Source organism: Aquisalinus flavus, from assembly GCF_014640095.1.
Taxonomy (GTDB): Bacteria; Pseudomonadota; Alphaproteobacteria; order Caulobacterales; family Parvularculaceae; genus Aquisalinus; species Aquisalinus flavus.
The window spans coordinates 42,125-67,126 of the sequence record NZ_BMGH01000001.1 but is presented as its reverse complement, the minus strand read 5'-3'; the positions used below and the strand labels follow the sequence as shown (position 1 = coordinate 67,126).

Sequence of the window (25,002 nt, the reverse complement as noted above, 5' to 3'; positions counted from 1 at the left end):
GGACGCCCGGCTGTTTCCATACAGCCCGGGCGCTGGTAACTTCAAAGGCCAGACCTGTCAGAAAGGGTATATCACAATGCTGCAGCGGGTGCTTCCGGCGCTTTGGATGAGTGTAGTCTTTATCGCAGGCACGGCGCTGGCCGCCAGTGCCTCGACGCAGGTGGCGACACCGCTGAGCGAGGCCGATGCCGCCCGCTATCGCGCGATCTTCCAGGAACAGGAAGAAGGCGACATGAGCACCGCCGACGCGATCATCGCCAAGCTCGAAGACCCGATCCTGATGGGTCATGTCCTGCACCAGCGCTACATGCACCCGACGGCGTGGCGCTCCTCCTATGAGGAACTCTCCTCCTGGCTCGACAAATATGCCGACCATCCGAATGCGGATGTTATCTACTCTCTCGCCAGCAAGCGCCGCCCGCGCGGCGCGATCGCGCCGGACAATTACCAGACCCGCCGCTGGCGCACGAGGGAAGAGGACTGGCTGCCGCCGGCCCTGAAGGAAGATTACAAGAACAACCGCAACCCGGCAGAGGTCGCCCGCATCGAGGGCTATATCCGCTATCTCAACGCCGATGACCGCCCGACACAGGCGCTGAACTATATCAGGACGCCGCGCTGGCGTGCCGAGTTCAGCGACGCGCAATATGACCGCGTCCTGTCGTGGATCGCCGCGTCCTATTATTACAACGAGAACCTCGCCGAAGCCTCGCAGCTGGCCCGCGAAGTCGCCGCGCGCAATGGCGACACTGCCGTGCTCGCCTATTGGGTCGCCGGGCTGACCTCGTGGCGCAAGAGCGACTATGAAGCCGCCGCCGGCTATTTCACCCGCATGGCCGACGTGAAGCACCAGGAAGCCTCGTTCCGCGCCGCTGCCGGATTCTGGGCCGCGCGCGCCAACCTTGCCACCGGCCGCCATGACAAGGTCATCCCCTATCTGCACATCGCCGCGCAGTTTCCGTTTACCTTCTATGGTCAGCTCGCGCTCGGTCAGCTCGGCCAGGACAGCGGCATCGACTGGTCCGTGCCGCGGCTGACCGAAGCCCAGTGGAACCAGATCAGCGCAAAGTCCGTCCGTGTTCGGCGTGCAGCGGCCCTGGCCCAGATCGGCATGGAAACGCTGGCCCATACCGAGATGCGCTGGGCCCATGGCGAGCTTGAAGATGCGGATGACGCCGCTCTGATGGCCGTCGCCTTCGACACGAAGCTCTGGGCCGCCCAGATCGACATGGCGATCGCCTCCGCTGCACATCTGCCGGACGCAACGCCGTTCACCGCCGCCGGGCTCTATCCGCTGCCGGACTATGCCCCCAATGACGGCTTCAAGATCGACCGCGCCATCCTGTTCGGCATGATCCGCCAGGAGAGCAAATTCAAGACGGAGGCCATGTCCCGCGTCGGTGCTGCCGGGCTGATGCAGCTGATGCCGCGCACGGCGAGCTATGTCGCCAATGACAGCTCACTGATGCAGCATGACGGCAGGGCCAGCGACAAGCTGTATGAGCCGGGCTACAACATGCAGCTCGGCCAGTCCTATATCGACCAGTTGCTGACGCGCTATACCGATGGCGACCTGCTGGAAATGGCGATTGCCTACAATTGGGGGCCGGGAAACCTGTCGCGCTGGAAAGCGGCCAATCCGGTGTCGGACGAATTGCTGATGATCGAGAGCATTCCCAATCCGGAAGCGCGCGATTTCGTCGAATATGTCCTGACCAATATGTGGGTCTATCGCGACCGTCTCGGCCAGCCGGCGCCGAGCCGCGATTCCCTCGCCGCTGGCGGCAAGGCGATCTATGTGCCGGTCGATGCGAAAAACGCCCGCACCTCGCAGGTTGGTCCGGTACAGGGCAGCGCAGGCGAATTGGTGACGATCAACTGACCAGGCCGAAGCGCTCGCGCAGGATGAAGCGGCCGGTCAGCACCACCGCGACGACGGCGAGCCCGGCGGCAAGGCCGTACCACACGCCCATCCCTTCCAGCGGCGTGTGGAAGCCGAGCCAGTAGGACAGCGGCATGCCGACCAGCCAATAGCCGATCAGCGCGATCACCATCGGCACCGTCGTGTCGCTGAGGCCCCGCAGCGCCGCCCCGGCAACCACCTGCGCCCCGTCGACCAGCTGAAACAGCGCGGCGACGCCGAGATAGCCGACGGCGAGCGCGATCGGCACCGCGTTCTCCGGCGCTGCCGGGTTCAGGAACAGGTGGATCAGCGGCTTGGGCATCTGCCAGAAGATCAGCGCCGTCATGCTCATCACGGTCATGGCGACGAGATAGGACGCCCAGCCGGCAATCCCGATACCGGCCCGTCGCCCCTCGCCGGCGGCGAGACCGACACGGATCGTCGTCGCCTGGCTGAGGCCGAACGGGATCATGAAGGCAAGCGCCGCCAGCTGCAGGGCGATGGCGTGGGCGGCCAGTTCATCCGTGCCGATCCGCCCCATCATCATGGCGGCAGCGGCAAACAGGCCGACCTCCGCCATGGACTGCAGGCCGATTGGCGATCCGAGGGTGAAGATCTGGCGGAAACGCTGCCAGTCCGGCCGCCAGAAGCGGGCGAAGATGTGATAGCGGCGGAAGCGCCGGCGCAGCTGCACATAGGCGAGCAGCAGCAACAGCATCACCGTATTGACCGTGACCGTGGAAATTGCCGCGCCCAGCAGTTCCAGCCGCGGCGCGCCGAAATTGCCGAACATCAGCGTGTAGTTGCCCAACGCGTTCACCGCGATCCCGGAAAGCGTGATGATCAGCACGATACGGGTCTCTCCGTGCACGGAGACGAGCGTCCGCAGCACCACGAAGAGCAGCATCGGGATGATCGAGAACACCGCCGTATGGACATAGATCTCCGCCATCGCCAGCGTTGCCTCGGTCTGGCCGGTCAGGCCGAGCAGCGGGCGTACCTGCCACAATATGGGGATAATGACCGCGCTCATCGCCAGCGCCGCCCAGAAGCCCTGACGCGCCGTGCGGCGCACATTCCTGAACTGCCGCGCGCCCAGCGCCTGCGCCATCATCGGCGACAGCGCAAACAGCAGGCCGAGCCCGAACACGAACAGCGGGTGCAGGTAAGCGACCGCGAGCGTGCCGGTCGCGAGATATTCCGGGCCGAGCCAGCCCATCATCAGCGTGTCGGTGGTGAAGATCGCCATCTGCGCCAGCTGCGCAATGATCAGCGGCCAGGCGAGACGCAGCGTGGCGCCCAGTTCGACGAGCCAGTCGCTGCCGGGCGCGACGCTGAACAGGGCCAGGCGGCGTTTCACCTGCCCGCTTGCCTCCTGCGATGTGCCTTCTTCTTCGCGCTCCTGGTGATCCATGACATCAGCCTGCTTTTGTCTATCGCTGGAATGATCGCTTGTTTTGGCCAGCCGGCCTGAATACAGGAGCGCCGTCAAAAGGCAACCGGAAAAACTGCGGGAGGCGGATTTATTCAGCTTGCAGCGCACTCTGTGCAAGATCAGAATGGCGGCCGGAAGAACGAGGAGCCTTCAGGTGAAAAACAAATCGATCACAAGCCTTCTGGCGATCAGCCTGACGGCCATTGTGCCGATGACGATTGCGTCGGCGCAACAGACCCCCGCAACTCTCGATGATGCCGTCGCCGAATTCACGCGCATCTGCATGGCTGATCAGACGCAGTACTATGACAGCGCTGCCGAAGCGTCGGCCAGCTGCGCCTGCTCGCTTGGCGTAGCCGGCGCGTATCTGAACGAACAGGACTTCATCACCTATCTGGTGTTCCTGCAGGAGCTGCTGAAATTTGACGAGTTCGGTACCCAGGAGCACTACGACACTCTGGCCGATTCCCTGACCGGCCGGGGCTTCGATGACGCCACGATTGGGGGTCTCATGGCGGTGGCAGAAGAACTCGGCTTTATCGAAGAGACCTACTGCGCTATTTACTGGTAGACGTTCCGGCGGCGCCTTTCTCGACTCCCCGGAATTGTCTCGATGGATTGTGCAGGTATCGCATGAGCGAGAGGACGATAATGAAAAAGATCGCAGCAGGCCTGACCGCGCGCAGCAACGAAACTTGCCCCGTCTTTCAGATGGATAGCCTGCAGCGTTTCTCGTGACCGGTATGCGTATTATCAGTCTCTTTTCGGGCATGGCGCTGACAGGCATTCTCTCGATACCTGCGCTTGCCGCCGATTGCGACAGCCTGACCGGCGAATGGACCAATGCAATCAACGGGTCGCCGACGCTCATCATCACGGAGGTTGAAGACATTTCCGGCCATCTTCGTGGCCAGTTTACCTCACCATCCGGCACGGCGGGAGAAGCCTTCGCGCTCACCGGCTGGGTCGTGGAAAGCGAGCCGGACAGGGCGGACGATGTCGTTCCGGCCCTGACCTTTTCGGTCCGCTTCACGCCCTATGGCAGTGTCTCGGCCTGGTCAGGCACCTGCCGGATACTCGACGGCGTCCCGACCATCGAGACCATCTGGCACCTGACCCGTTCCCATGGCGATTACGACTGGGACCATCAACTGACGGGGACCGATGTCTTCGTGCCGGTAGTTTCAGATTAGACACGCTGCCTATTCGGGCAGGTTTTCAGACAGATAGCGCAGCACGTTGTCGCCCATGACCTTGCGGATATCCTCCGTAGTCATGCCGAGATACAAGAGACGGTCCGTTATCGCCGCCAGCTCCGATGTGTCGAGTTCCGTCGTCACCGTGCCATCGAAATCCGATCCCAGGGCGACATGATCGACGCCGAATTTTTCCACGGCATAGAAGATGACATTGGCAATGCCGAGCGGTGAGGCGTCGCAGGTCACGTCCTCCCAATAGCCGATGCCGATGAGCCCGCCACCCGCCGCGATCCGCGCCATCAACTCGTCTGGAATGTTCCGCTTGGTCTCGCAATATGACTTGATGCCGGTATGGGAGACGACCAGCGGTGCATCTGTCATCGCCAGCACATCTTCCACCACAGCCGGCGATGAACGGGCGACATCGATCACCATGCCCAGTTCCAGCGCGCGCGCGACGGCGGCGCGGCCGAACCCGGTCAGCCCGTCATTGGAGATGCCGTGGAGCGAGCCGCCCAGCTCGTTATCGAAGAAATGCTGCAGCCCCATCATGCGGAAGCCCTCGCCGAACAGCCTGTCCACATTGGCGAGTTCACCCTCCAGCGGATGGGCGCCTTCCATCGCCAGAAGTCCGCCCATGACGGCCCTGTTGTCCTGCCGGGCGGCAAGCATGGCCGCAAGATCACCACGTGTGCGGATGATGAAGAAAGTCTCGTCGTCGCGCTCGATCTCCTGCAGCCGCTGCGCCTGATAGGCGGCGCGCTCATAGATCGACCCCCAGGTGCGCATTGGCCAGTGCTGGGCAATGGCAAGCAGGGTGATGTCATCCGAGCCTGCCTCGTTGGTCTCGTAATTCAGCCCGCTCGGGCTCTTGGTCACGGTGGAGAAGACCTGCAAAGCCACCGCCCCCTCGCGCAGGCGCGGCAGGTCGGTCTGGCCAAAATCATGGCGCTGCCGCGGGTCGCGCATCCATAGCAGCGTATCGGCATGCAGGTCGGCGACGTTCAGCGTCCGGTGCAGCGCGGCCGCATCCGGCGCGATGTCATAGGGCGCATGTGCGACGACCGGGTTCATATCGCGGTCGGCATTTGTCGCGATGCCGGGCAGCACGAACCAGTAAACGACAAGCGTACCCAGTATGAGAAAGACGGCGAGCCCGCCAAGCAGTTTGAGCAGGAGTTTCATGGCCGCGATCATACCCGATCGCATGATCCGGGCAATCGCGTGGCGCAGCTGTCGCTGTCCCACAAAAAAGCGGCACCGGACCCGGGCCCGATGCCGCTTCTTCTCTCTCTCATTCGATCAGGCGTTATTCGCCGTCAGTCGCATCCTCGGCAGCGTCGCCAGCCGCTTCTGCATCTTCACCCATACCTTCGATGGTGTTGCAGGCGGTTGCGCCGAACATCAGAAACAAGGCGGCCAGCAAGGACAATTTGTTTGAAAAAATAGACATAGCCCGTTCTCCTTTTAATGAACCACAATTTAACAGCCCTGTTTCAGGAAAGTTCCCTACCGGAAAATTATCGCGTCAGCACGATCCGATACCGCGCCTTGCCCTCCTCCAGATGGGCCATCGCCTCGTTGACCTTGTCCATCGGATAGGTCTCGGTCTGCGGCGCGATGCCGTGGCGGGCGCAGAACTCCAGCATCGTGGCGATGCGCGCGGGCGAACCGATATCCGACCCGCCGACGAGTTTTGCCCCGGCGATCAGCGAGAAGGCCGGCACCGCCATCGGTTCCGACACCATGGCACCGACGGTCACGAACCGGCCGCGCGGGGCGAGCGCGCCGATGTAATCGCCATAGGGCAGCGGCACGTTCACTGTCGACAGGATGAAGTCGAACTTGCCGGCGAGTTCTTTCAGCGCCTCCTTGTCGCGGGTATTGGCGACCTTGTGCGCGCCGAGGCGCTTTGCTTCCTCTTCCTTGTCGGGGCTGGTCGTGAAGGCCCAGACCTCGCAGCCCCAGGCCTTGAGGAATTTCAGCGCCATGTGGCCGAGCCCGCCAATGCCGACGACACCGACCCGGTCGGTCGGCTTCACGCCATAATCGACGATCGGCGAGAACACGGTGACACCGCCGCAGAACAGGGGGCCTGCCTCTTCCGGCGTAATGCCGTCAGGCAGCGGAACGGTCCAGGCGGCCTGGGCGCGGACCTTGTCGGCGAAACCGCCATGGCGGCCGACGATGGTGCCGATCGCCTCAGGACAGTGATGCTGCTCGCCCGACAGGCATTGATGGCAGTGCAGGCAGGAATGCGCCATCCAGCCGACGCCGACGGTCTGGCCTTCCTTCAGCCCCTTCACCGCGCTGCCGATCTTCGCGACCGTGCCGATCACCTCATGGCCCGGCACGAACGGATATTTCGCCATGCCCCACTCATTGTTCAGCATCGACAGGTCGGAATGGCAGATACCGCAGCTGGTCACATCAACCTCCACCTCGTCGGAGCCAAGCTCGCCGGTCTCATAGGTGAACGGTTCGAGCTTCGCGCCCGCTTCCTTCGCGGCCCATGCATTGATCGTGGTCATGATAAATCCCTCCTGCTGATTGCTATGGAGAATGTGGACCATCCACGCCACACGGCAAGCGGGATGAGCAGGGAGCGTTTGCAGCACCTGCTGATCGCGCGTTTGTGCGCTCGGGCTGTGGCTAAAGCGACCGGCGGGGCGTATATGGCAGCCAATGACCCGCCAGCCTTCCATCCCCTCCCCCAGCAATGACACATCACCGCCCCCGCCCGCTTCCTCGCCAAGGGGCACAGAGCATGTGCAGGGCCGGTTGACGGGCGGGCCGGTCGGCTGGACCCTTTGGCGGCTGTCCTGGCCGATGTCGATGGGGCTGTTCTCGATCATCGCCTTCAACATTGTCGACACATTCTATATCGGCATGCTCGGCGCCGAGCCGCTCGCCGCCATCGGCTTCTGCTTTCCGGTGATCTTCTTCATGGGGGCGTTCGCCATCGGCCTCGGCTTCGGCGCACAGTCGGTCGTCTCGCGCGCCATCGGCGAAGGCAACATGCCCCGCGCCCGGCGGCTGACGGCGAACACCATGACCCTCGTCATCGGCTATTCGCTGTTCATGACCGTGCTGATGCAGGTGATCTCCGACCCGGTCTTCCGCCTGCTCGGCACGCCGGAAACCCTCATGCCCTATGTCGATCAGTATATGGACGTCTGGTATATGGGCCTGATCTTCCTGGTCTCGCCGATCGTCGCCAATTCGCTGATCCGCGCCAATGGCGAGGCGCTGATCCCGTCGATCATGATGGTCGTTGCCGCCTTCATCAATGCAGTAATCTCGCCGGTGCTGGTGTTCGGCTGGCTCGGCTTTCCCGAGATGGGCATGGCCGGGGCTGCCTGGGCGACCATTGCCGCGCGCTTCACCATCGTCATCGCCGCGGTCTGGTATCTCGGCTTCCACGAAAAGGTGATGGAGATTTCCTGGCGCTCGGTCCAGGCCCTGCCGCGCCATGTCGGCTCGATCCTGCGCTTCTCCGTGCCCGCCACCATCGCCCAGCTGGTCTCGCCGCTGGCGACCGCCGCCATCGTGCGCATCCTCGCCCAGTATGGCCCGGAGGCGGTCGCCGGTTTCACCGTCGGCTCGCGCATCGAAACGCTGATGCTGATCCCGTTCTTCGCCCTGCAACAGGGTATCGGCCCGTTCATCGGCCAGAATGCCGGCGCGAAAAAGCCGGAACGGCTGGAACAGGCCGAGCGCTGGATCTGGCGGTTTGCGGTCTTGTGGGGCCTCTTCGCCATGACCGTGCTCGCCTGTTTCGGCGGTGATATCGGGCGGCTGTTCTCGGACCATCCGGACATCATTGCGAGCACCGACCAGTTCCTGATGCTGACCGGCATCGGCTTCGTCTTTGCCGGGCTGTTCTATGCCGGGCTTGGCGTGCTCAACCCGCTCGGCCATCCGAACCTCGCCGCGATGATGAGCGCCGTGCGCTTTCTGATCGTCTATATCGGCGCGGCCTGGGTCCTGTCGCGCGGGCTGATACCGGGGATCGACGGGCCGACCGGCGTGTTCCTCGCCGCACCGCTGTCCTGGCTCGTCGCCGGGGCGCTCGCCGCCTGGCTGATCAATTCCCGCCTGCCCCACGGGGAGAAGGCGGGAGGAAAGACGACGGACAAGGCTTCCGTCTGATACTCCGCAGCAGGATCCTGTCATCGAGATCCCCTGCCTCATCGACATCGCGCAGTACCGGCAGCCGTGCGACGGAAAAGCCCTGCGGCAGGCTTGCCAGCGTGTCGGCCAGCGCGTGTTCGCCGGACCAGCGTACATCAAGGAACGCCCCCGGCGCTGCCTTCAGCCGCTTCAGCCCGATCAGCCAGTAGCCGCCATCCGCCGCCGGGCCGGCCACGGCGTCATGATGCCTGAGCAGGTGAAAGGCCCGCGCGATGTGATCGCGGCTGACCTGCGGCGCGTCCGACCCGATGATGACGACCGGCCCAAGCGGTATCGCCTTCAGCACATCGCGCAGGCGCTGGCCGAGGTTTCCCCTGCCTTGCGCCACCCGCTGCAGATGCGGCGGCCACAAATGCAACCAGCCGCGCCCGGTGGCGGCGGGCGGGTCGACCGCCAGCACCGTGCGCCAGCGCGGATCGCTCCCCAGCCGCTTCACCAGTATATCCGTTGACTGACGATAGAAACTGACCGCCCGCGCCGACCCGATCCCGGCGGCAAGGCGCGTCTTCGCCCGCCCCACCATTGGTGCCTTGACGAAGATGACCAGGGTCCCCCTTTGGCTTAAAGGGCTCACCGGTACATCTCCGCGATCCGCTCGGCTGGCACGCCGCGCTTGTAGGCAGCGATGCACCGGGCATTCTTCAGCACACGGGCGGCATAGCCATCGGTGCGGTAGCGCGCGGCGGAGGTGACCGCCCGCGCCGGGATCGCCGTCAGCGTGCCCTCTTTCTTGATGCGGTCGACGAGATCGACATCCTCCATCATCGGCATCGGGCGATAGCCACCCAGCGCCTCATAGAAGACGCGGGGGATCAACAGCCCCTGGTCGCCATAGGGCAGCCGTAGCAGGCGGCAGCGCAGGGCGACGCCCGCCTCAACCAGCCGCGCCCCGGCCTTGCGGTCATCGAGCCGGAACCGGAAATAGCCGGCTCTCTGGAGCCCGCCCTCCCGCGTGCTGGAATGGCCCATGAACGCCTCTGCCGCCTGTTCCCAGCCCGGCTGCAACACCGTGTCGGCATGCAGGAACAACAGCCAGTCGGCCCGCGCCTGCTGTGCCCCGACGGCGAGCTGCGGGCCGCGGCCCTTCTGCCCCAAGACGACATCGGCCCCGGCCTCCCCGGCGATGGCGGCCGTTTCGTCAGTGGACCCGCCATCGGATATGATCACCTGCCTGACCAGCCCGTCGACCGTCGCCGGCAGCAGCGCCGCGAGACAGGCCGGCAGGGTAGCGGCGGCGTTGAGCGTGGGGATAACAACGGAAATCATCCCCCTTTCCTGCCGGGTTACGCGGCGGCGGGCAAGGACCGTTCCTGGGGAGAAGCTGTGGAGAGGGTGTGGATTTGCTGTGGAAAACCATGGGAACAAAGCATGAAAAATGTTCTTGATTTGTTCTTTTGCGGTGATATCGTCTGGTTATGGCCCGCGCTACGCCCCTTACCTTCCGCCCCCCGACCACACCCGCCCAAGGGGGGACGCCGCCGCTTCGGGAGAAGGGGCGTGGCGCGCGGTCTAATTCTTCCGGTCGCTATGAAAGCGAAAAACGGGAGGAGTTCGACGATGGCTGGAGCGCAGATGGCGAGGACGGCCTGCCGGAACCGGTCAAGACCCACATCACCCACGAGACGCCGCGCAAGATCGTCACGTTCAACAATTCGCCCTATGTCGGCTTCGACCGCTCGATCAATCCCTATCGCGGCTGCGAGCATGGCTGCATCTATTGTTTCGCGCGCCCGACCCACGCCTATATGGGCCTGTCGCCCGGCCTCGATTTCGAGACGAGGCTGTTCGCCAAGCCGGACGCCGACAAGCTCCTGGTCAAGGAACTGTCGCACCCGAACTACACGCTGCGCCCCATCGCCATTGGCACCAATACCGATGCCTACCAGCCGATCGAGCGGCATTATCTCGTCATGCGCCGGATCCTCGGTGTGCTGTCGAATTTCAATCACCCGGTCTCGGTCCTGACCAAGTCGGACCTGATCATCCGCGACCTCGATATCCTCGCGCCCATGGGGGAGAAGAACCTGACCCGCTGCATGATCTCGATCACGACGGAGGACCGGAAACTCGCCCGGGCGATGGAGCCGCGCGCGCCGACGCCCGCGCGCCGCTTCGATGCGCTGAAGCGCCTCGTCGATGCCGGCATCACCACCGGCATCATGACCGGGCCGATGATCCCCGGGCTGAATGATTCAGAAATGGAGACGATCATCGAAAAGGCGGCGGACGCCGGCGCGACCTATTGCGCCTATACGATCCTGCGCCTGCCGCTGGAGGTCTCGCCCCTGTTCCAGGAATGGCTGGAGACTTTCGCGCCGACCCGGGCCAACCGCATCATGCGCCATATCCGCGAAATGAATGGCGGGCGCGATTACGACCCGCACTGGTCGCGCGGCGCCGAGGTGAAGGGCGTCTTCGCCAAGCTGATGATGACGCGCTACAACAAGGTGCTGGAGCGCACCGGCCTTGCCAATGGCCGCGACCGCGTGCCGCTCGACACGACAAGGTTCCGCGTGCCCGCCAGCGTGACGGGCCAGGGCGATCTGTTCGGGTAGGTTCAGAAATCAGGCTGCTTCATTCCGGTTGATCGGCTTGATGCCGGTCACAACAGACTTGTCGGCGACAGCAAGGTCATAGGCGGTTTGCAGATTGATCCAGAATTCCGGCGTGGTTTTCAGGGCCTTACCCAGACGCAGAGCCGTATCCGTCGTAATCGAGGTTTCTTCTTTCACCAGCCGTTCAATACGGGTGCGCGGCACGCCCAGCACCTTGGCCAGCTTGCCGGAAGACAACTCGAGCGGCTCGAGATACTCCTCACGCAGGATACGGCCAGGATGAACGGCGATTTTCAGGATACTCATGACTTTACCTCAGTGATAATCGACAATTTCCACATCCTCCGCACCGCCATCGGACCAGACAAAGCAGATCCTCCACTGGTCATTGATCCTGATCGAATGCTGTCCCTGCCTGTTTCCGCTCAAGGCCTCCAACCGGTTTCCCGGCGGCGAGCGTAAATCATCCAACACAACTGCGGCATCGATCATGGCAAGCCGGTTCTCGGCTCGCGCGACAAGATCGGCAGGAAAGCCCTTTGCCCGATTGCCAGAGCCGATAGCGAGGGCAAACTTGCCTTTCAGCGTCCGGATCATTCGAGCTATGTATCACGCCTTGATACGTATATCAAGTGAAGTATGAATCCGGTAACACCTATTCCGCCGCCTTCTCTTCACCCAGCTGCGGATCGAACACTTCCTCGATACGGCACTCGAAAGCCAGCGCGATCTTGAAGGCCAGCATCAGGGACGGATCGTGCTTGCCGGTCTCCACAGCGTTGATCGCCTGGCGGGAAACGCCAACCCGCTCGCCGAGCGCCTCCTGGCTCCACCGTCTCTCGGCGCGCATCACGCGCATGCGGTTTTCCATCAGCGCACCCTCACCTATACCGCATGCGCACGAAAATCTGCGCGATGCCGGCGGTGCCGATCAGGGCCGGAAAGACCCAGATCATGGAGATCGGCGGCACGTCGATCGCGCCCTCCAGAAAGCCATAGGAAAAGCTCGCAAGCCCGACGACCACCAGCGACACAAGACAGCTTTCCGTGATGATGCGCTGCTGCACCTCGTCCATCGCCCGCACGAATTCGAGGATGACGAAGATCATGACGATAGCGGGGATGACCGGGATCAGCGACAGGGCGATCCGCATCCACGGGGCCATGTCATCAGCCGGCAGCAGGTTGATGCCGATGACGGAGACCGTATAGAAGGCGAAGATTGCCAGCATACGGATCGTATATTTCGTTGCTTCCTTCTTCATCTCATTCCCCTTCAACGAAATTTTGCAGCGCTGCGGCGAAAGCCTCCGGCTGGTCAAGCATGATAAAGTGACGCGAGTCGGGCACGACGATGAATGTCACGTTTTCCAGCCCCGTATATTGCGCTTCATAGACGCCGAGCAGCGCCTCCTCGCTGACGCCGATCCCGGCGTGATGGGGCACCAGCACGGTGACCGGCACGGATAGCCCCGCCAGCTGCGCGCTGTAATCGGTCGCCAGCATCTCGCCGGTCGCGGCGGCCGCGCTCGCCTGGTCGGAGGCCTTGGCCGCCTCGAGGATCATCTGCCTGTCGGCCTCCCCGGCAGCCTGCCGTGTCAGCCCGGCAGCGACGAACCCGGCGAATTGCTCCGGCGTCGCGTTGTGCATCTGCATCGCCATCATCGCGCCCTGCTGCGCGGCGGCGTCCGCGCTGATCCCGGGCTGGAACAGCCCCGGCAGGAAGGGCACGGCATCGACCACCAGCACGCTGTCGACCAGATCCGGATGGCCCGCGGCCACGAGCAGCGCCATCAGCCCGCCCATGGAATGACCGACCAGCTTGACCGGCCCGGCATCCCGCGCCGATATCTCACCGGCCAGTGCCGCAACTGCCGGGGCGATATAGGGCGATGGCTCGGCCATCGGCAGTGCCCCCGCCATCCCGGCGAAGCTGACCCTGTTCGCCTCGATATCCTCTACCGCCGTGATGGCGTCATCGAACACATCCGGCGGCGACATCAGCCCCGGCAGGAAATAGACCGCCTCACCATCCCCCGACGTCTGGACGCTGACCCGCTTTACCTCCGGCTCTGGCTGAGGTTCTGCCGCCCACACACCCGCGACCCATAGCGCCGTGACGATCGCCACGACGAGGGCGGTGACAACGCCTGCATTCATTTTTCCCTGTTTCATCTCACTGCTCCTGTCCTGTTCTATCGACACTATGTCATGTATACCTGACAAGCAGGAATGTCAATATAACCTGACATAAATCCAGCTATCCCCGCTTTTCCGGTGCGGTCGTGGTCCGGCGAGTTTTCCACAGCGACACCCTGTCAGCTTCCCGTCCTTTTGCATTGGCGCCAGAATCGGGCTGGTAATCTTTCGTTAACCATCTTTACCAAAGGGGCACCGAGTGGCTGCGCGCGAGCCGAAAATCAGGCCGACCTTCGATATCGAGCGGAAACTGCCCGGTCTCGTCTGCGGCATCGACGAGGCTGGCCGTGGCCCGTGGGCGGGGCCGGTTGTCGCTGCCGCGGTGATCCTGAACCCCGACTGCACGCCCGCAGGCATCTGCGATTCCAAGATGCTCAGCCCCGCCCGCCGCGCGGAACTGGCCCACGCCCTGTGGAAGACCGCGCGGATCGGCGTCGGCATCGCCACCGTCGAAGAGATCGACCGCATCAATATCGCGCAAGCGACCATGCTCGCCATGGCCCGCGCCGCGGCGACCCTTCCCGTGCCAGCGACCACCGCCATCGTCGATGGCAATATGAAGCCGAAACTGTCCTGCCCCGCCTATACGGTGATCAAGGGCGACGCCAGATCCCTGTCCATCGCCGCCGCGTCGATCATCGCCAAGGTCACCCGCGACCGGATGATGCTGGAGCTGGCCCGCGCCTATCCGTGGTATGGCTGGGAGTCCAACAAGGGCTATTGCGCGCCGGTCCACCGCGCCGGGCTGGAACGCCATGGCGTTACCCCGCATCACCGCCGCTCCTTCGCGCCGATCCGCGCCGCCCTCGGTGAGGCGCTCGATGCCGCCCTGCCGCTCTCGGCATAAGTTTTTTCCGGCCCTTCGCGGCAGGATTTGTCCTTTTGCATAAGAACTTAGGTCCGTTAATCTTCCTTAACGCCTTGAATCTTAACGAAAAATTTCAAGCGCGCTCTTGACCGGGGACTCCCGGGGACTCACTATGCCTTCCCGGCTTGTGAGTGATGAGGGATTGGAACGTGGCGGCTAAAGGCAAAAGATCAGCAGGCAGAATACCGGCGGAACAACTGGACACCATCCTGCAGGGCGACTGTATCGAGACCATGCGCACCCTGCCAGATGCCTCGGTCGATCTCATCTTCGCCGACCCGCCCTATAACCTCCAGCTTGGCGGCGACCTGTCCCGGCCCGACAATTCCCGCGTCGACGGCGTCGACAATGACTGGGACCAGTTCGAGAGTTTCAAGGTCTATGACGAGTTCTCCCGGGGCTGGCTGACGGAAGCGCGACGCATCCTCAAGCCCGACGGCGCGATCTGGGTCATCGGCTCCTATCACAATATCTTCCGCCTCGGCACCAGCCTGCAGGATCTCGGCTTCTGGATGCTCAACGACATCATCTGGGTCAAGACGAACCCGATGCCGAATTTTCGCGGCACCCGCTTCACCAACGCCCATGAGACGCTGATCTGGGCCGCGCGCGACCAGAAATCGAGACCGACCTTCAACTACACCGCCATGAAGGCCGGGAACGAGGACGTGCAGATGCGCTCCGACTGGCTGTTCCCGCTCTGCACCGGCGAGGAGCGGCTGAAGGGCGAGGACGGCAAGAAGACCCACCCGACCCAAAAGCCCGAGGCGCTGCTCCACCGCATCCTCATGGCGACGACCCAGCCCGGCGACGTGGTGCTCGACCCGTTCTTCGGCACCGGCACGACCGGCGCCGTCGCCAAGATGCTCGGTCGTCACTTCATCGGGCTGGAACGGGACGAAGCTTACATCGTGGCAGCGACCGCGAGGATAAGTGATGTGCGCCCGGTCGAGAAACGCGACGCCGCGCCAATGCCCTCGCCGCGCGCCGCGCCGCGCGTGCCGTTCAACCAGGTGGTCGAGGCCGGCATGGTCCGTCCGGGCACGATGCTGTATTGCGCCAAGCGCAAATATGCTGCCCGGGTGAAAGCCGACGGCACCCTCGCCATCCCGTCGAAATTCGGCAAGTCGGTCGAGGTCGATCAGGGCTCGATCCACAAGATCGGGGCCGCCGTGCAGAAGGCACAGGCCTGCAATGGCTGGACCTTCTGGCATGTGGAGACCGATACCGGCCTGAAGCCGATCGATACGTTCCGGGAACAGATCAGGCGGAACGGGAAGTAACCTGATAGTATCTGGTTATTAGTTTTCAGTCAGAAGCAAAGAGCTGTCTGCTGAAGACCCACCGCACCATTCTTCTTTCGGCTGCCGATTGTGCCTCAGGTGATGAAGCAGTCAAGGCCGGCTTCGCCGCCGCGTAGCGGGCATGCGCCTTGACGGGTCTGGATCATCAGGCAACGCTGCTCGCCGAGAAAATGAATGGGATAGTGTGAGCGTTTCGCTGAGCCGCCCCTACTCCGTCTTCACCAGCGACTTCGCATCGCGCAGCTCCGGGAACACGACCCACGCAATCCCGGCTACCGCCACCGCGCCGACGCCGCCGAAGATGACGGCGGGCACGGCGCCGATCCACGCCGCCATGAACCCGGCGCGGAATTCGCCCAATTCGTTTGACGCGCCAAGGAACACCATGTTGACCGCATTGACGCGGCCCCTCACCTCGTCCGGCGTCCATAGCTGCAGCAGCGTCTCGCGGATATAGACCGAGACCATGTCCGCCCCGCCGATCAGCGCGAGCGCGACGATCGACAGCCAGGTGATGGTCGACAGGCCGAACACGACCGTGAACACGCCGAACAGGGCGACATAGACCAACAGCCATTTGCCGGCATGATCGCGCACAGGCTTGGCGGCGAGGAACGCTGCGACGATCACCGCACCGATGCCCGGCGCGGCGCGCAACAGGCCGAGCCCCCATGGCCCCATATGCAGAATGTCCCGCGCATAGACCGGGAGCAGCGCCACCGCGCCGCCGAGCAGCACGGCGAACAGGTCGAGGGTGATCGCGCCGAGCACGACCTTCTCCTTGCGGATGAAGCGCAGCCCGTCAAACAGGGAGGAGATCGTGACCTTCCTGCCCTCACCACTGCGCACCGGCGGCCTGGGGATGATCAGTACCAGGATGAGGGCGATGGCCAGCATCGCCACCGAGACGCCATAGGCGACCGGCGCGCCGATCCCGTACAAAAGCCCGCCGCCGACCGGGCCGCCAATGCTGGCGATCTGCCAGGAGGAGGAGTTCCACGCCACCGCATTGGGGAAGACGGATTTCGGCACGAGGTTGACGACCAGCGATTGCGCCGCCGGCCCGAAAAAAGCCCGGGCAATGCCGATGCCGGTCAACGCGATGAAGATCGGGACCGGGCCGGACAGTCCGCTAACGGAGAAATAGAGGATCGCGCCGGCGCAGATCAGCTCAAGTGCGATGGCGGCGCCCATCACCTTGCGCCGCCCGACCGTGTCGGCGACCGTGCCGGTGACGAAGACGAGCAACAGCAGCGGCAGGAACTGGACGAGGCCGATCATGCCGAGATCGGCCGGGTTGCGGGTCAGGTCATAGACCTGCCAGGCAACGGAGACCGAGAGGACCTGCACCGCGAAACTGGCCAGGAACCGCGCCGCCCAGTACAGCACGAAGGCGGGATAGCGGAACGCGATGAATTGCTGCGATCGCGGCTCGTCGGCTTGCGGCTGTGCTGAACTGTCTGGCATGAGGTCCCCGGGCAAGGCGCCTGCCATAGCGCAGTTCAGCCAGCGGGCATAGCGGCGGCGCTGAAATAGCTGACGATGATCCTGTCCACATATCCTCGCCCGCTGCTTTCTAGTCTTCCAGTACCTTCAGCACCTTCCGGAACACCGTCGGCAGACCCTCCCCCGCTGGATCATCCGTCCACCGCCCATAAAGACTTTCTTCCAGCTTGCTTGCCAGCTCATCACCGACCTGCCCCTGCCAAACATCCATTTCCAGATGGAAATGCGTAAAAGTGTGGCGCACGGACTCGCTCGCGATTTGCCAGTCGGTCCTGACGGGCGGCTCAGGGTCCGCCTTCTCGCCCCATTCGCTTGCCGGGAAGGCAAGCATGCCGCCGAGCAAGCCCTTGTCGGGCCGGCGCACCAGCAGGACGGCGCCGTCGCTTTGCCGCGTGATGTGAAACACGGTGCCGAAGCGGGTCGGCTTTGCCGCCTTTTTCTTCTTGCGCGGCAGGTCACCCTGAATGCCCAGGGCTTGCGCGGCACATCCGCCGCGCAGCGGACACAGGACGCAGGCCGGATTGCGTGGTGTACAGATCGTCGCGCCGAGATCCATCAGCGCCTGCGCATAGTCGCCGGGTCTCTTGTCAGGGGTCAGGCTCGCCGCGTGCCCGCGCAGCACCGGCTTGGCATCGGGCAAGGGGGTCTCGACCGCGAACAGCCGCGCCATGACACGTTCGATGTTTCCATCCATCACCACGGCAGGCTCGTCGAAGGCAATAGCTGCGATCGCGGCGGCGGTGTAAGCGCCGATACCCGGCAGGGCGCGCAGCCCCTCCTCCGTCTGCGGAAAGTTGCCGCCATGCTCCCCGGCGACAGCGCGGGCGCATTTGTGCAGATTGCGCGCACGGGCGTAATAACCGAGCCCGGCCCATTCGGCGAGAACGGCCTCCACCGGCGCGGCGGCCAGTGCCTCGACCGTCGGGAACAGCTCCAGGAAGCGTTGATAGCGCGGCGTCACGGTCGCCACGGTCGTCTGCTGCAGCATCACTTCGGACAGCCAGACGCGGTAGGGGTCCGGCCGCGCGCCCCGCTTGCGCGCCGCAGGCCCGGTGCGCCAGGGCAGATCGCGGGCATGGCGGTCATACCAGTCGAGCAGCGCGGCATCGATTTTTACAGGCGCCATGGAAGTCTCCGGTAAGGGCAGGAAGGCGAAATCCAGCTGATAGCCAGCGCCAGCCTGTCGGGCAACGGCATACACGGGCACAGGAATACACGGGCTCAGGCGGGTGGGGACAAGATTTTTCCACCGCGCCCGATAGGCCGTGCCGCACGGCGCGGCATCGGGTATACTCGCCGTCATGGCTCAACCCTTTCCGACAAAACCGCGCCGTTCGCCACCGCCGCACGTCTCCCGCGAGATGGGCAAGCTGCTGGCGGCGCTCGCCTCCAAATCCGGTGCCATGGACCCGCGCCTTGCCGCCGACTGGCACGAGATCGCCGGCGGCGAGATTGCCCGGCTGTGCCGCCCGGTGCGGCTGAAAAGCGCCGGCCGCGCCCGCTCGCTCGAGGTCGCTGTCGCCAATGGCTCTGCCGCGATGCAGCTGCAATACCGCCAGGCGGAACTGATCGAGCGGGTCAATCGCGTACTCGGCAAGGGCACGGTGACCCGGCTTCTCATCCGCCAGACCGGTGCCGCCGGGGCGAAGGCCTCGAGCGGCCCGACCTATTCCCGTCCCGTGATGCCGCCGAGCCTGGCATCGAGAGACAGGACGGTGCCGGCTGCCGCGCCATCAGCAGGACTTCAGGACGCCCTGTCACGGATGCGCGCTCTGATCGCCGCCCGCGAGGGCGATCCTGACGGCGGCAATCGTTAACATATCCGTGGTTGACCTATCCGGGCCTTGCACTGGTCCGCGCAATCGGCGAGGTTGCGAAATGTTTTGACCGACAGGCCGCGTCGTTGCCGGCCCCATCAGATAAAGGATCGAGCAATGAGCGCTCACATCACTTCCGGGCCCGTTTCGAGGCCATTGGCCCTTATCACCGCGCTTGGCGCCTGCCTGGCCCTGGTCGCCTGCGGCAATGACGATGCGGGCGATAGTGCGACCGATAGCGGCACCACGAATACCGGCACGCAGGTGTCGACAGACAACACTGACAACACTGATACCGCCAGCGCCGCCGGCAACCCCAATTCACCGGGCACCCAGGCGATGATCCTCGGTGATCCCGATGCGCCGGTCCTGCTTATCGAATATGCCTCGACCACCTGCCCGGCCTGTGCCGCGTTTCATCTCAACGCCTATCCGGAGCTGAGAGAGAATTATATCGACACCGGCAAGGTGAGGCTGGAGTTCCGCGAATTCCCGACCGCTCCCGCGCAGCTGTCCTATCTTGGCTCGGCGCTGGCCCGCTGTGCTGCCGACAGCAAGGGGTCGCAGGCCTATTTCGCCATGCTCGGCACGCTGTTCAACAACCAGCAGAAATGGGTGAACCAGACCAACTTCCAGTCGGAAATCCTGTCCTATGCCGCCCAGGCCGGGCTGTCGGAAGAAGCCTTCCGCGCCTGTGTCGGCCGTGACGAGATCATCGGCGCGATCAACGACAATGTCCGCATCGGCCGGGACGAGTTTGGCATCGATTCCACGCCGACTTTCCTCGTCGATGGCGAGGAACTCAGCGGATATCGCACCTATGCCGATTTCTTCGACATGCTGGACGCGAAACTGGTCGAGGCCGGTGTCGAGCCGCCGGCGGACGAACCGGCCGATGAGGCCGCTGTCGAACAGGACGCCGTAGCCCCGACCGAAGGCGCCGCTCCGGCGGAGGCCCCGGCGGAAGCGCCCGCTGACGGCGAGGCGGAATAGACCGTGCGGATCATGCCGGTAAAGCACGCGATACGGACCGTTTTGGCTATCTCAGCCGCCCTTGCCATGGTCGCCTGCGGCCAGAGCGGGGCGGACAGCCAGACTGGTGAGGATACCGTTCAGAACGACCGACCGAACGGCATCGCGGATGCATCGGTCGACGGCGCCATCGTCGACGCGGGCGGGCAAGGCTCTGACGATGCCGCGCGCGGCACGAACCCTGGCGCTCAGGCAATGATCCTCGGCGCGGCGGACGCGCCGGTGACGCTTGTCGAATATGCGTCGGTCACCTGCCCCCATTGCGCGGCCTATCACGGCTTCATCTTCCCGATCCTGAAGGAGCATTACATCGAGCCGGGCCTTGTCCGGTTCGAGTTCCGCGACTTCCCGACCGCGCCGCCGCAGCTGTCTTATCTCGGCTCGTCGATTGCCCGCTGCGCTGCCGCCCAGAACGGGTTGCCTGCCTATTTCGACATGGTCGGCACGCTGTTCGAGCATCAGCAGGACTGGGTCAGTCAGGATTACGAAACGCATCTTAGCAGCTATGTGGAACAGGCAGATCTGACCGAGCCGGAACTGCTGGAATGCATCAACAGCGATCCGGTGTTCGAGGCGATCAACGAGAATGTGCGCAAGGGCATGGAGGAGGACGGGATCCAGGGGACACCCGCTTTCGTCCTCGCCGGAGACCGGCTCTCAGGCTACAACACGGCCACTTATGAAGGCTATTTCGAGAAAATCGACGCGGCGCTGACCGCTGCAGGGGCGACCCCGCCGCAAGGATTGCCGCCGCTGCCGGACATCGCGATACCCGGTCACGATCACGATCACTAGGTCCTTGTTTTCGCGTTTCCCCGGTGAACCGGTTTCCACGTCGCCGGGAAACGCTACGGCGCCCGCACCGCCTCTTTTCCACAGACCGGACCCGGGCAGTGGCGTGGACACAGAATCGGGCCAGTTTAATCCTTTCCTAACGGTATCGGCCGTGCTGGCTCAAGGCGGCTGGAACCGTGGGATATTAAGGGGTTAGAATAGCGGCGTCCGGGTTGTGCCCGCGTCCAGTGGAAAGAAACGCGCATGAAAATCGACAAGCTGCGCCTCGTCGGCTTCAAATCCTTCGTCGAGCCGACCGATTTCGAGATCAGGCCGGGCCTGACCGGTATTGTCGGACCGAATGGCTGCGGCAAGTCGAACCTGCTGGAGTCCCTGCGCTGGGTCATGGGCGCAACCTCCGCCAAGGCGCTGCGCTCGACCGGCATGGAGGACATGATCTTCTCGGGCACATCGCAACGCCCGGCGCGGCAATGGGCCGAAGTCACCATGACCGTGCGGAACGACCGCAAGGATTTGCCGGTTGAGTTCAACGAGCACGATTTCCTCGAGATTTCCCGCCGCATCGTCAAGAAGGAAGAAGGCTCCCAGTCGCTCTACAAGGTCAATGGCAAGGAAGCGCGCGCGCGCGACATCCAGCTATTGTTCGCCGACGCCTCGACCGGCGCGAACTCCCCGGCGCTCGTGCGCCAGGGCCAGATTTCCGAACTGATCAATGCCAAGCCCGCCAATCGCCGCAAACTGCTGGAAGAAGCGGCGGGCATTACCGGGCTCTATACCCGCCGTCATGAGGCCGAGCTGCGCCTGCGCGCCGCCGAGACCAATCTGGAGCGCCTCGATGATGTCACCGGCGAGCTGGAAACCCAGCGTGCGACGCTGGCCCGCCAGGCCCGCCAGGCGACGCGCTATCGCAATCTGTCCGGCGATATCCGCCGCACCGAGGCGATGTCGAACTATCTGCGCTGGGCCGAGGCGACCGAGGCGCTCGCCGCCGCGGAAGCCGCCATGGCTGAGATCAACGGCCTGACCGAGGAGACGGCCCGCGTCGCCGCCACCGCCTCCGCCGCCCAGTTGAAAATCCATGAAGCGGTCGACCCCCTGCGCCTGAAGGAGGCCGAGGCCGCCGCCGCGCTGCACCGGCTCACCGTCGCCATGGAAGGTCTCGATGCCGAGCTTGCCCGGGCGAAGGCAGAGGCCAATCGCCTGAGCTCGGAACGCGAGCAGATCGAGCGCGACATCACCCGCGAGAAGGAGCTGAGCGGCGATGCCGATCAGGCGCTGGAACAGCTCGAGGCCGAGGAAGGCCAGCTGCGCGAACGCCAGGCGGCCGAGGCCGGCCGGGTCGAGGCTGCCGCTGCCGCCCGCGACGCCGCCGCCGCGGAACTGTCCGAGGCTGAAAGCGACTATGAGCGCAAGAATGCCGATGCTGCCGAGCATGAAGCCGAACGCCGCGCCCTGAGCCAGAGCCTTGACGAGGCGCGCCGCCGCTATGAGCGCCTGACCGGCCAGATCGCCCGGATGGAAGACGAACGTGCCGGGCTGAAACTGTCGGACACGGAGGAACACGCCCTCGCCGAGGCCCGGCGCCTCGTCGCCGAGGCAGACGAGAAAGTCACGGCGTGCGAGACCCAGGCCCAGCGCGCCGCCGAGGCCCGCTCCATGGCGCGCGAGCGCGAGGAGGCCCTGCGCGGGCCCAAGAGCCAGGCCAACCGCAACCTCGTTGAATTGCAGGCCGAGGCCGACGCCATCCGCCGCGTCATCGCCGCTGGCGAGGACGACGGGTACGAGGCGCTGCTGGAATCGGTCAGCGTCGCCTCCGGCTATGAAAACGCGCTTGCCGCCGCCCTTGGCGACGAGCTGAGCGCCGCGCTGGATGAGGACGCAGCAAGCCACTGGTCGAAAGCCGGCGCCGAGCCGCTGCCGACCGCGCCGCTGCCGCCGGAGGCAGAAGCCCTCGCCGCGCGGGTTACCGCACCGCCGGCGCTGACCCGCCGCCTCAACGCGATCGGCGTCATCGACCCGGCCGATGCGCCCGCTGCCATTGCCAAGCTCCAGCCCGGCCAGCGGCTGGTTTCGCGGGCCGGGGACCTGTGGCGCTGGGACGGGTTCGTGCAGCGCGCGGAAGCCAAGACCGCCGCCGCGATCCGGCTTGAGCACCGCAACCGGCTCGAAGTCCTGAACGCCGATATCGACGACGCCGAGGAACGCCTGATCGCGATTTCCGGCGATCACGATATCGCCGCTTCTGCCGTGCGAGAGGCGGACACCGCCGTGGCGCATACGGAGCAATCGCTGAAGGACGCCCGGCGCATCGCCCGCGACGCGCTGTCGTCGCTGACGGCGATGGAGAAAAAATACGAGCAGGCTTCGGCCCGCCTGTCGGCGCTGACGGAATCGCTCGAGCGCCTGGCCGAGGACAAGGGCGAGGCCGAAGCGAGCGTGCGCGAGGGCGAGGAAGCGCTGTCGCGCCTGCCGGACCTCAGCGCCCTGCGCGAAGCCGTGGCTGAGGCCCGCGAACTGCTGTCCGAGCGCCGCAATGGCGCAAGCGAAACCCGGGCTGCCTATAACGACCTCGCCCGCGATGCGGAGATCCGCGCCAAACGGCTGGAGGAAATCTCCCGCGAGCGCGGCGTGTGGGCGAGCCGGGCGGAGACCGCCGGCAGCCGCATCGGCGATCTTGAAGCCCGCCTGACCGAGACCGTCATAGCCCAGGAAGCGGCCCAGGGCGCACCGGAAGCGGTCGACGAAAAGCGCAAGAGCCTGTTCACCGAACTGGAAGCCGCCGAATCCCGCCGCCGTGCCGCCGCCGATGCCTTCACCGAGGCGCAGGCCGCTGCCGCCACGGCCGACCGTACGCTGAAGCAAGCAGAAGCCGAAGCGGTCAATGCCCGCGAGGAACGCGCCCGGCGCGAAGCCAGGCTGGAAGCGGCGCGCGAGCGCGTTGGCTCCGCCACCGAGCTGGCCCGCGAGAACTGCGAGGCAGAGCCCGAAATGCTGCTCGACATCGCCGAGCACAAGGACGGGACGGATCTGCCCTCGCGCGAGGAGATCGACCGCAAGCTGGAACGCTACAAGCGCGAGCGCGAAAATCTCGGCGGCGTCAATTTGCGCGCCGATGTCGAGATGGAAGAGATCGACCAGCGCCTCAACGACATGACCGTCGAGCGCGAGGATTGCGAACAGGCGATCCGCAAGCTGCGCTCGGCCATCGGCAATCTCAACAAGGAAGGCCGCCAGCGCCTGCTCGATGCGTTCAACACCGTCAACCAGCATTTCCAGACGCTCTTTGTCCGCCTGTTCGGCGGCGGCACTGCCGAGCTGCGTCTGGTCGACTCAGACGACCCGCTCGAAGCCGGCCTGGAAATCTTCGCCTCGCCGCCGGGCAAGAAACTGTCGTCCATGTCGCTGATGTCCGGCGGGGAACAGGCGCTGACCGCGACGGCCTTGATTTTCGCCGTGTTCATGTCGAACCCGGCGCCGGTCTGCGTGCTGGACGAGGTCGACGCGCCGCTCGACGACGCCAATGTCGACCGCTTCTGCGCCATGCTCGACCAGATGGCGAAGGACACCGAGACCAAGTTCATCATCATCACCCACCACGCCCTGACCATGTCGCGCATGGACCGGCTCTATGGGGTGACGATGATCGAGCGCGGTGTATCCCAGCTCGTTTCCGTCGATCTCAACCGCGCCGAGGAAATGGTCGCGGCGGAGTAGACCGGAATCACTCCCGACACGGAACAGCCCGGCCAAAACGCCGGGCTTTTTCATGGCTGCTGCTCTAACACTTTGGAAGCGATCAACTTTTCTGCCTTCAAATGATTCCATTTGAAGGCAGGTTGATCTAGCACCGAAAGCTCCGCAACCTGACGGTTCGGAGATTGGCGGGAGAGAAACCGTGCGGGACACGAGATATCTCTGGTGAAGAAGTGTGGGATGATTGCCCCGCACGCGGCGGCTTACAGGCATTAACGGCTCGGGAACGGCGCGAGGCCAAGACCTCACCTGCCAACCACTCCCTCGCCGCCCTGACCGTGCGCTCCGGGTGCCACGGACGGGGGCCATGCTGCGCCGGCCCCGCCACCCCGCCACGGCTCCGGCAGCCATGACGGGTCTCTGATGGACGGGACGTTGGAGTACAGAATAGCCGGTCTTCAACCGGCGGGGATAAGTCTCGCGCAACAAAAAACGGCCCGCC

At 64.4% G+C, this 25,002-nt stretch carries 24 protein-coding genes; 11 read left to right on the top strand and 13 right to left on the bottom strand.

What is annotated here, in order from left to right; all coding sequences use genetic code 11:
• Positions 1-106 precede the first annotated feature (106 nt).
• Positions 107-1,882 (top strand): lytic transglycosylase domain-containing protein, encoded by a 1,776-nt coding sequence (locus IEV88_RS00330; protein ID WP_188159318.1) that lies wholly within the window; start codon positions 107-109, stop codon positions 1,880-1,882.
• On the opposite strand, the gene IEV88_RS00325 is transcribed toward IEV88_RS00330, so the two are convergent.
• Positions 1,875-3,317, bottom strand: a complete 1,443-nt coding sequence (locus IEV88_RS00325; RefSeq protein WP_188159317.1) for an MATE family efflux transporter — start codon at positions 3,315-3,317, stop codon at positions 1,875-1,877. The two genes, IEV88_RS00330 and IEV88_RS00325, sit on opposite strands and share 8 nt — an antisense overlap.
• A gap of 175 nt (positions 3,318-3,492) precedes the next feature.
• Between IEV88_RS00325 and IEV88_RS00320 the strand changes: the two genes are divergently transcribed.
• Both IEV88_RS00320 and IEV88_RS00315 read left to right on the top strand, forming a co-directional pair.
• The gene (locus tag IEV88_RS00320) at positions 3,493-3,909 is read left to right on the top strand and encodes a hypothetical protein (protein WP_188159316.1); all 417 of its coding nucleotides are present in this window, start codon (positions 3,493-3,495) and stop codon (positions 3,907-3,909) included.
• A gap of 172 nt (positions 3,910-4,081) precedes the next feature.
• Positions 4,082-4,531, top strand: a complete 450-nt coding sequence (locus tag IEV88_RS00315) for an avidin/streptavidin family protein (RefSeq protein ID WP_206711290.1) — start codon at positions 4,082-4,084, stop codon at positions 4,529-4,531.
• A gap of 9 nt (positions 4,532-4,540) precedes the next feature.
• Here IEV88_RS00315 and IEV88_RS00310 read toward each other — a convergent pair whose 3' ends face one another.
• The 3 genes from IEV88_RS00310 to ahr form a co-directional block, all read right to left on the bottom strand.
• Complete coding sequence (locus tag IEV88_RS00310) at positions 4,541-5,722, bottom strand: dipeptidase (RefSeq protein WP_188159315.1); 1,182 nt, start codon at positions 5,720-5,722, stop codon at positions 4,541-4,543.
• Between the two features lie 124 nt (positions 5,723-5,846).
• Positions 5,847-5,990: an Entericidin EcnAB gene (locus tag IEV88_RS00305; protein ID WP_188159314.1), complete on the bottom strand. Its 144-nt coding sequence runs from the start codon at positions 5,988-5,990 to the stop codon at positions 5,847-5,849.
• A 67-nt stretch (positions 5,991-6,057) separates the two neighbouring features.
• On the bottom strand, positions 6,058-7,068 hold the full coding sequence (gene ahr, locus IEV88_RS00300; protein WP_188159313.1) for an NADPH-dependent aldehyde reductase Ahr: 1,011 nt from the start codon (positions 7,066-7,068) through the stop codon (positions 6,058-6,060).
• Positions 7,069-7,306: 238 nt separating this feature from the next.
• Between ahr and IEV88_RS00295 the strand changes: the two genes are divergently transcribed.
• A complete protein-coding gene (locus tag IEV88_RS00295) occupies positions 7,307-8,689 on the top strand; it encodes an MATE family efflux transporter (RefSeq protein ID WP_188481176.1) in 1,383 nt (460 codons plus the stop codon).
• Here the strand turns inward: IEV88_RS00295 and IEV88_RS00290 are convergent.
• Positions 8,625-9,305, bottom strand: coding sequence for a TIGR04282 family arsenosugar biosynthesis glycosyltransferase (locus IEV88_RS00290; protein WP_206711289.1), 681 nt, complete (start codon positions 9,303-9,305; stop codon positions 8,625-8,627). The two genes, IEV88_RS00295 and IEV88_RS00290, sit on opposite strands and share 65 nt — an antisense overlap.
• Positions 9,302-9,997, bottom strand: coding sequence for a TIGR04283 family arsenosugar biosynthesis glycosyltransferase (locus IEV88_RS00285; protein ID WP_188159311.1), 696 nt, complete (start codon positions 9,995-9,997; stop codon positions 9,302-9,304). Before IEV88_RS00285 ends, IEV88_RS00290 begins: the two co-directional genes overlap by 4 nt.
• Positions 9,998-10,146: 149 nt before the next feature.
• On the opposite strand from IEV88_RS00285, the gene IEV88_RS00280 reads away from it, so the two are divergent.
• The gene (locus tag IEV88_RS00280) at positions 10,147-11,286 is read left to right on the top strand and encodes a PA0069 family radical SAM protein (RefSeq protein WP_188159310.1); all 1,140 of its coding nucleotides are present in this window, start codon (positions 10,147-10,149) and stop codon (positions 11,284-11,286) included.
• Between the two features lie 9 nt (positions 11,287-11,295).
• On the opposite strand, the gene IEV88_RS00275 is transcribed toward IEV88_RS00280, so the two are convergent.
• Genes IEV88_RS00275 through IEV88_RS00255 form a run of 5 tightly spaced genes read right to left on the bottom strand, consistent with a single transcriptional unit; the run spans position 11,296 to position 13,461 of the window.
• A complete protein-coding gene (locus IEV88_RS00275; RefSeq protein ID WP_188159309.1) occupies positions 11,296-11,592 on the bottom strand; it encodes a HigA family addiction module antitoxin in 297 nt (98 codons plus the stop codon).
• 9 nt (positions 11,593-11,601) lie between these two features.
• On the bottom strand, positions 11,602-11,883 hold the full coding sequence (locus IEV88_RS00270) for a type II toxin-antitoxin system RelE/ParE family toxin (protein ID WP_188159308.1): 282 nt from the start codon (positions 11,881-11,883) through the stop codon (positions 11,602-11,604).
• Positions 11,884-11,941: 58 nt separating this feature from the next.
• Positions 11,942-12,157, bottom strand: coding sequence for a helix-turn-helix transcriptional regulator (locus tag IEV88_RS00265; RefSeq protein ID WP_188159307.1), 216 nt, complete (start codon positions 12,155-12,157; stop codon positions 11,942-11,944).
• 10 nt (positions 12,158-12,167) lie between these two features.
• Positions 12,168-12,551, bottom strand: a complete 384-nt coding sequence (locus IEV88_RS00260) for a hypothetical protein (protein ID WP_188159306.1) — start codon at positions 12,549-12,551, stop codon at positions 12,168-12,170.
• 1 nt (position 12,552) lies between these two features.
• Entirely contained in the window at positions 12,553-13,461 is a 909-nt protein-coding gene (locus tag IEV88_RS00255; protein ID WP_188159305.1) for an alpha/beta fold hydrolase, read from the bottom strand.
• Between the two features lie 223 nt (positions 13,462-13,684).
• Between IEV88_RS00255 and rnhB the strand changes: the two genes are divergently transcribed.
• Positions 13,685-14,332 (top strand): ribonuclease HII, encoded by a 648-nt coding sequence (rnhB, locus tag IEV88_RS00250; RefSeq protein ID WP_229731383.1) that lies wholly within the window; start codon positions 13,685-13,687, stop codon positions 14,330-14,332.
• A 254-nt stretch (positions 14,333-14,586) separates the two neighbouring features.
• Complete coding sequence (locus tag IEV88_RS00245) at positions 14,587-15,636, top strand: site-specific DNA-methyltransferase (RefSeq protein ID WP_206711373.1); 1,050 nt, start codon at positions 14,587-14,589, stop codon at positions 15,634-15,636.
• A gap of 228 nt (positions 15,637-15,864) precedes the next feature.
• On the opposite strand, the gene IEV88_RS00240 is transcribed toward IEV88_RS00245, so the two are convergent.
• Positions 15,865-17,124, bottom strand: a complete 1,260-nt coding sequence (locus IEV88_RS00240) for an MFS transporter (RefSeq protein ID WP_188159303.1) — start codon at positions 17,122-17,124, stop codon at positions 15,865-15,867.
• Positions 17,125-17,233: 109 nt separating this feature from the next.
• Positions 17,234-18,289 (bottom strand): A/G-specific adenine glycosylase, encoded by a 1,056-nt coding sequence (gene mutY / locus IEV88_RS00235; RefSeq protein ID WP_188159302.1) that lies wholly within the window; start codon positions 18,287-18,289, stop codon positions 17,234-17,236.
• A gap of 175 nt (positions 18,290-18,464) precedes the next feature.
• Here mutY and IEV88_RS00230 point away from each other — a divergent pair, with 175 nt between their 5' ends.
• The 4 genes from IEV88_RS00230 to smc all read left to right on the top strand — a co-directional run bounded on the left by IEV88_RS00230 (position 18,465) and on the right by smc (position 24,521).
• Positions 18,465-18,980 carry a DciA family protein gene (locus IEV88_RS00230; RefSeq protein WP_188159301.1) on the top strand — a complete coding sequence of 172 codons (516 nt, stop codon included), beginning with the start codon at positions 18,465-18,467 and terminating at the stop codon, positions 18,978-18,980.
• Between the two features lie 117 nt (positions 18,981-19,097).
• A complete protein-coding gene (locus IEV88_RS00225; RefSeq protein ID WP_188159300.1) occupies positions 19,098-19,973 on the top strand; it encodes a DsbA family protein in 876 nt (291 codons plus the stop codon).
• A gap of 12 nt (positions 19,974-19,985) precedes the next feature.
• Entirely contained in the window at positions 19,986-20,807 is an 822-nt protein-coding gene (locus IEV88_RS00220) for a thioredoxin domain-containing protein (protein ID WP_188481174.1), read from the top strand.
• A 243-nt stretch (positions 20,808-21,050) separates the two neighbouring features.
• Positions 21,051-24,521: a chromosome segregation protein SMC gene (gene smc / locus IEV88_RS00215; RefSeq protein WP_188159298.1), complete on the top strand. Its 3,471-nt coding sequence runs from the start codon at positions 21,051-21,053 to the stop codon at positions 24,519-24,521.
• Positions 24,522-25,002 lie beyond the last annotated feature (481 nt).

Excerpts from the sequence above, each read along its gene's own strand:
- IEV88_RS00330 (WP_188159318.1), top strand. The coding sequence starts at position 107 with ATGAGTGTAGTCTTTATCGCAGGCACGGCGCTGGCCGCCAGTGCCTCG.
- IEV88_RS00325 (WP_188159317.1), bottom strand. The coding sequence starts at position 3,317 with ATGGATCACCAGGAGCGCGAAGAAGAAGGCACATCGCAGGAGGCAAGC.
- IEV88_RS00315 (WP_206711290.1), top strand. The coding sequence starts at position 4,082 with ATGCGTATTATCAGTCTCTTTTCGGGCATGGCGCTGACAGGCATTCTC.
- IEV88_RS00310 (WP_188159315.1), bottom strand. The coding sequence starts at position 5,722 with ATGAAACTCCTGCTCAAACTGCTTGGCGGGCTCGCCGTCTTTCTCATA.
- IEV88_RS00305 (WP_188159314.1), bottom strand. The coding sequence starts at position 5,990 with ATGTCTATTTTTTCAAACAAATTGTCCTTGCTGGCCGCCTTGTTTCTG.
- ahr (WP_188159313.1), bottom strand. The coding sequence starts at position 7,068 with ATGACCACGATCAATGCATGGGCCGCGAAGGAAGCGGGCGCGAAGCTC.
- IEV88_RS00285 (WP_188159311.1), bottom strand. The coding sequence starts at position 9,997 with ATGATTTCCGTTGTTATCCCCACGCTCAACGCCGCCGCTACCCTGCCG.
- IEV88_RS00280 (WP_188159310.1), top strand. The coding sequence starts at position 10,147 with ATGGCCCGCGCTACGCCCCTTACCTTCCGCCCCCCGACCACACCCGCC.
- IEV88_RS00275 (WP_188159309.1), bottom strand. The coding sequence starts at position 11,592 with ATGAGTATCCTGAAAATCGCCGTTCATCCTGGCCGTATCCTGCGTGAG.
- IEV88_RS00270 (WP_188159308.1), bottom strand. The coding sequence starts at position 11,883 with ATGATCCGGACGCTGAAAGGCAAGTTTGCCCTCGCTATCGGCTCTGGC.
- IEV88_RS00265 (WP_188159307.1), bottom strand. The coding sequence starts at position 12,157 with ATGGAAAACCGCATGCGCGTGATGCGCGCCGAGAGACGGTGGAGCCAG.
- IEV88_RS00260 (WP_188159306.1), bottom strand. The coding sequence starts at position 12,551 with ATGAAGAAGGAAGCAACGAAATATACGATCCGTATGCTGGCAATCTTC.
- IEV88_RS00255 (WP_188159305.1), bottom strand. The coding sequence starts at position 13,461 with ATGAAACAGGGAAAAATGAATGCAGGCGTTGTCACCGCCCTCGTCGTG.
- IEV88_RS00245 (WP_206711373.1), top strand. The coding sequence starts at position 14,587 with ATGCGCACCCTGCCAGATGCCTCGGTCGATCTCATCTTCGCCGACCCG.
- IEV88_RS00240 (WP_188159303.1), bottom strand. The coding sequence starts at position 17,124 with ATGCCAGACAGTTCAGCACAGCCGCAAGCCGACGAGCCGCGATCGCAG.
- mutY (WP_188159302.1), bottom strand. The coding sequence starts at position 18,289 with ATGGCGCCTGTAAAAATCGATGCCGCGCTGCTCGACTGGTATGACCGC.
- IEV88_RS00230 (WP_188159301.1), top strand. The coding sequence starts at position 18,465 with ATGGCTCAACCCTTTCCGACAAAACCGCGCCGTTCGCCACCGCCGCAC.
- IEV88_RS00225 (WP_188159300.1), top strand. The coding sequence starts at position 19,098 with ATGAGCGCTCACATCACTTCCGGGCCCGTTTCGAGGCCATTGGCCCTT.
- IEV88_RS00220 (WP_188481174.1), top strand. The coding sequence starts at position 19,986 with ATGCCGGTAAAGCACGCGATACGGACCGTTTTGGCTATCTCAGCCGCC.
- smc (WP_188159298.1), top strand. The coding sequence starts at position 21,051 with ATGAAAATCGACAAGCTGCGCCTCGTCGGCTTCAAATCCTTCGTCGAG.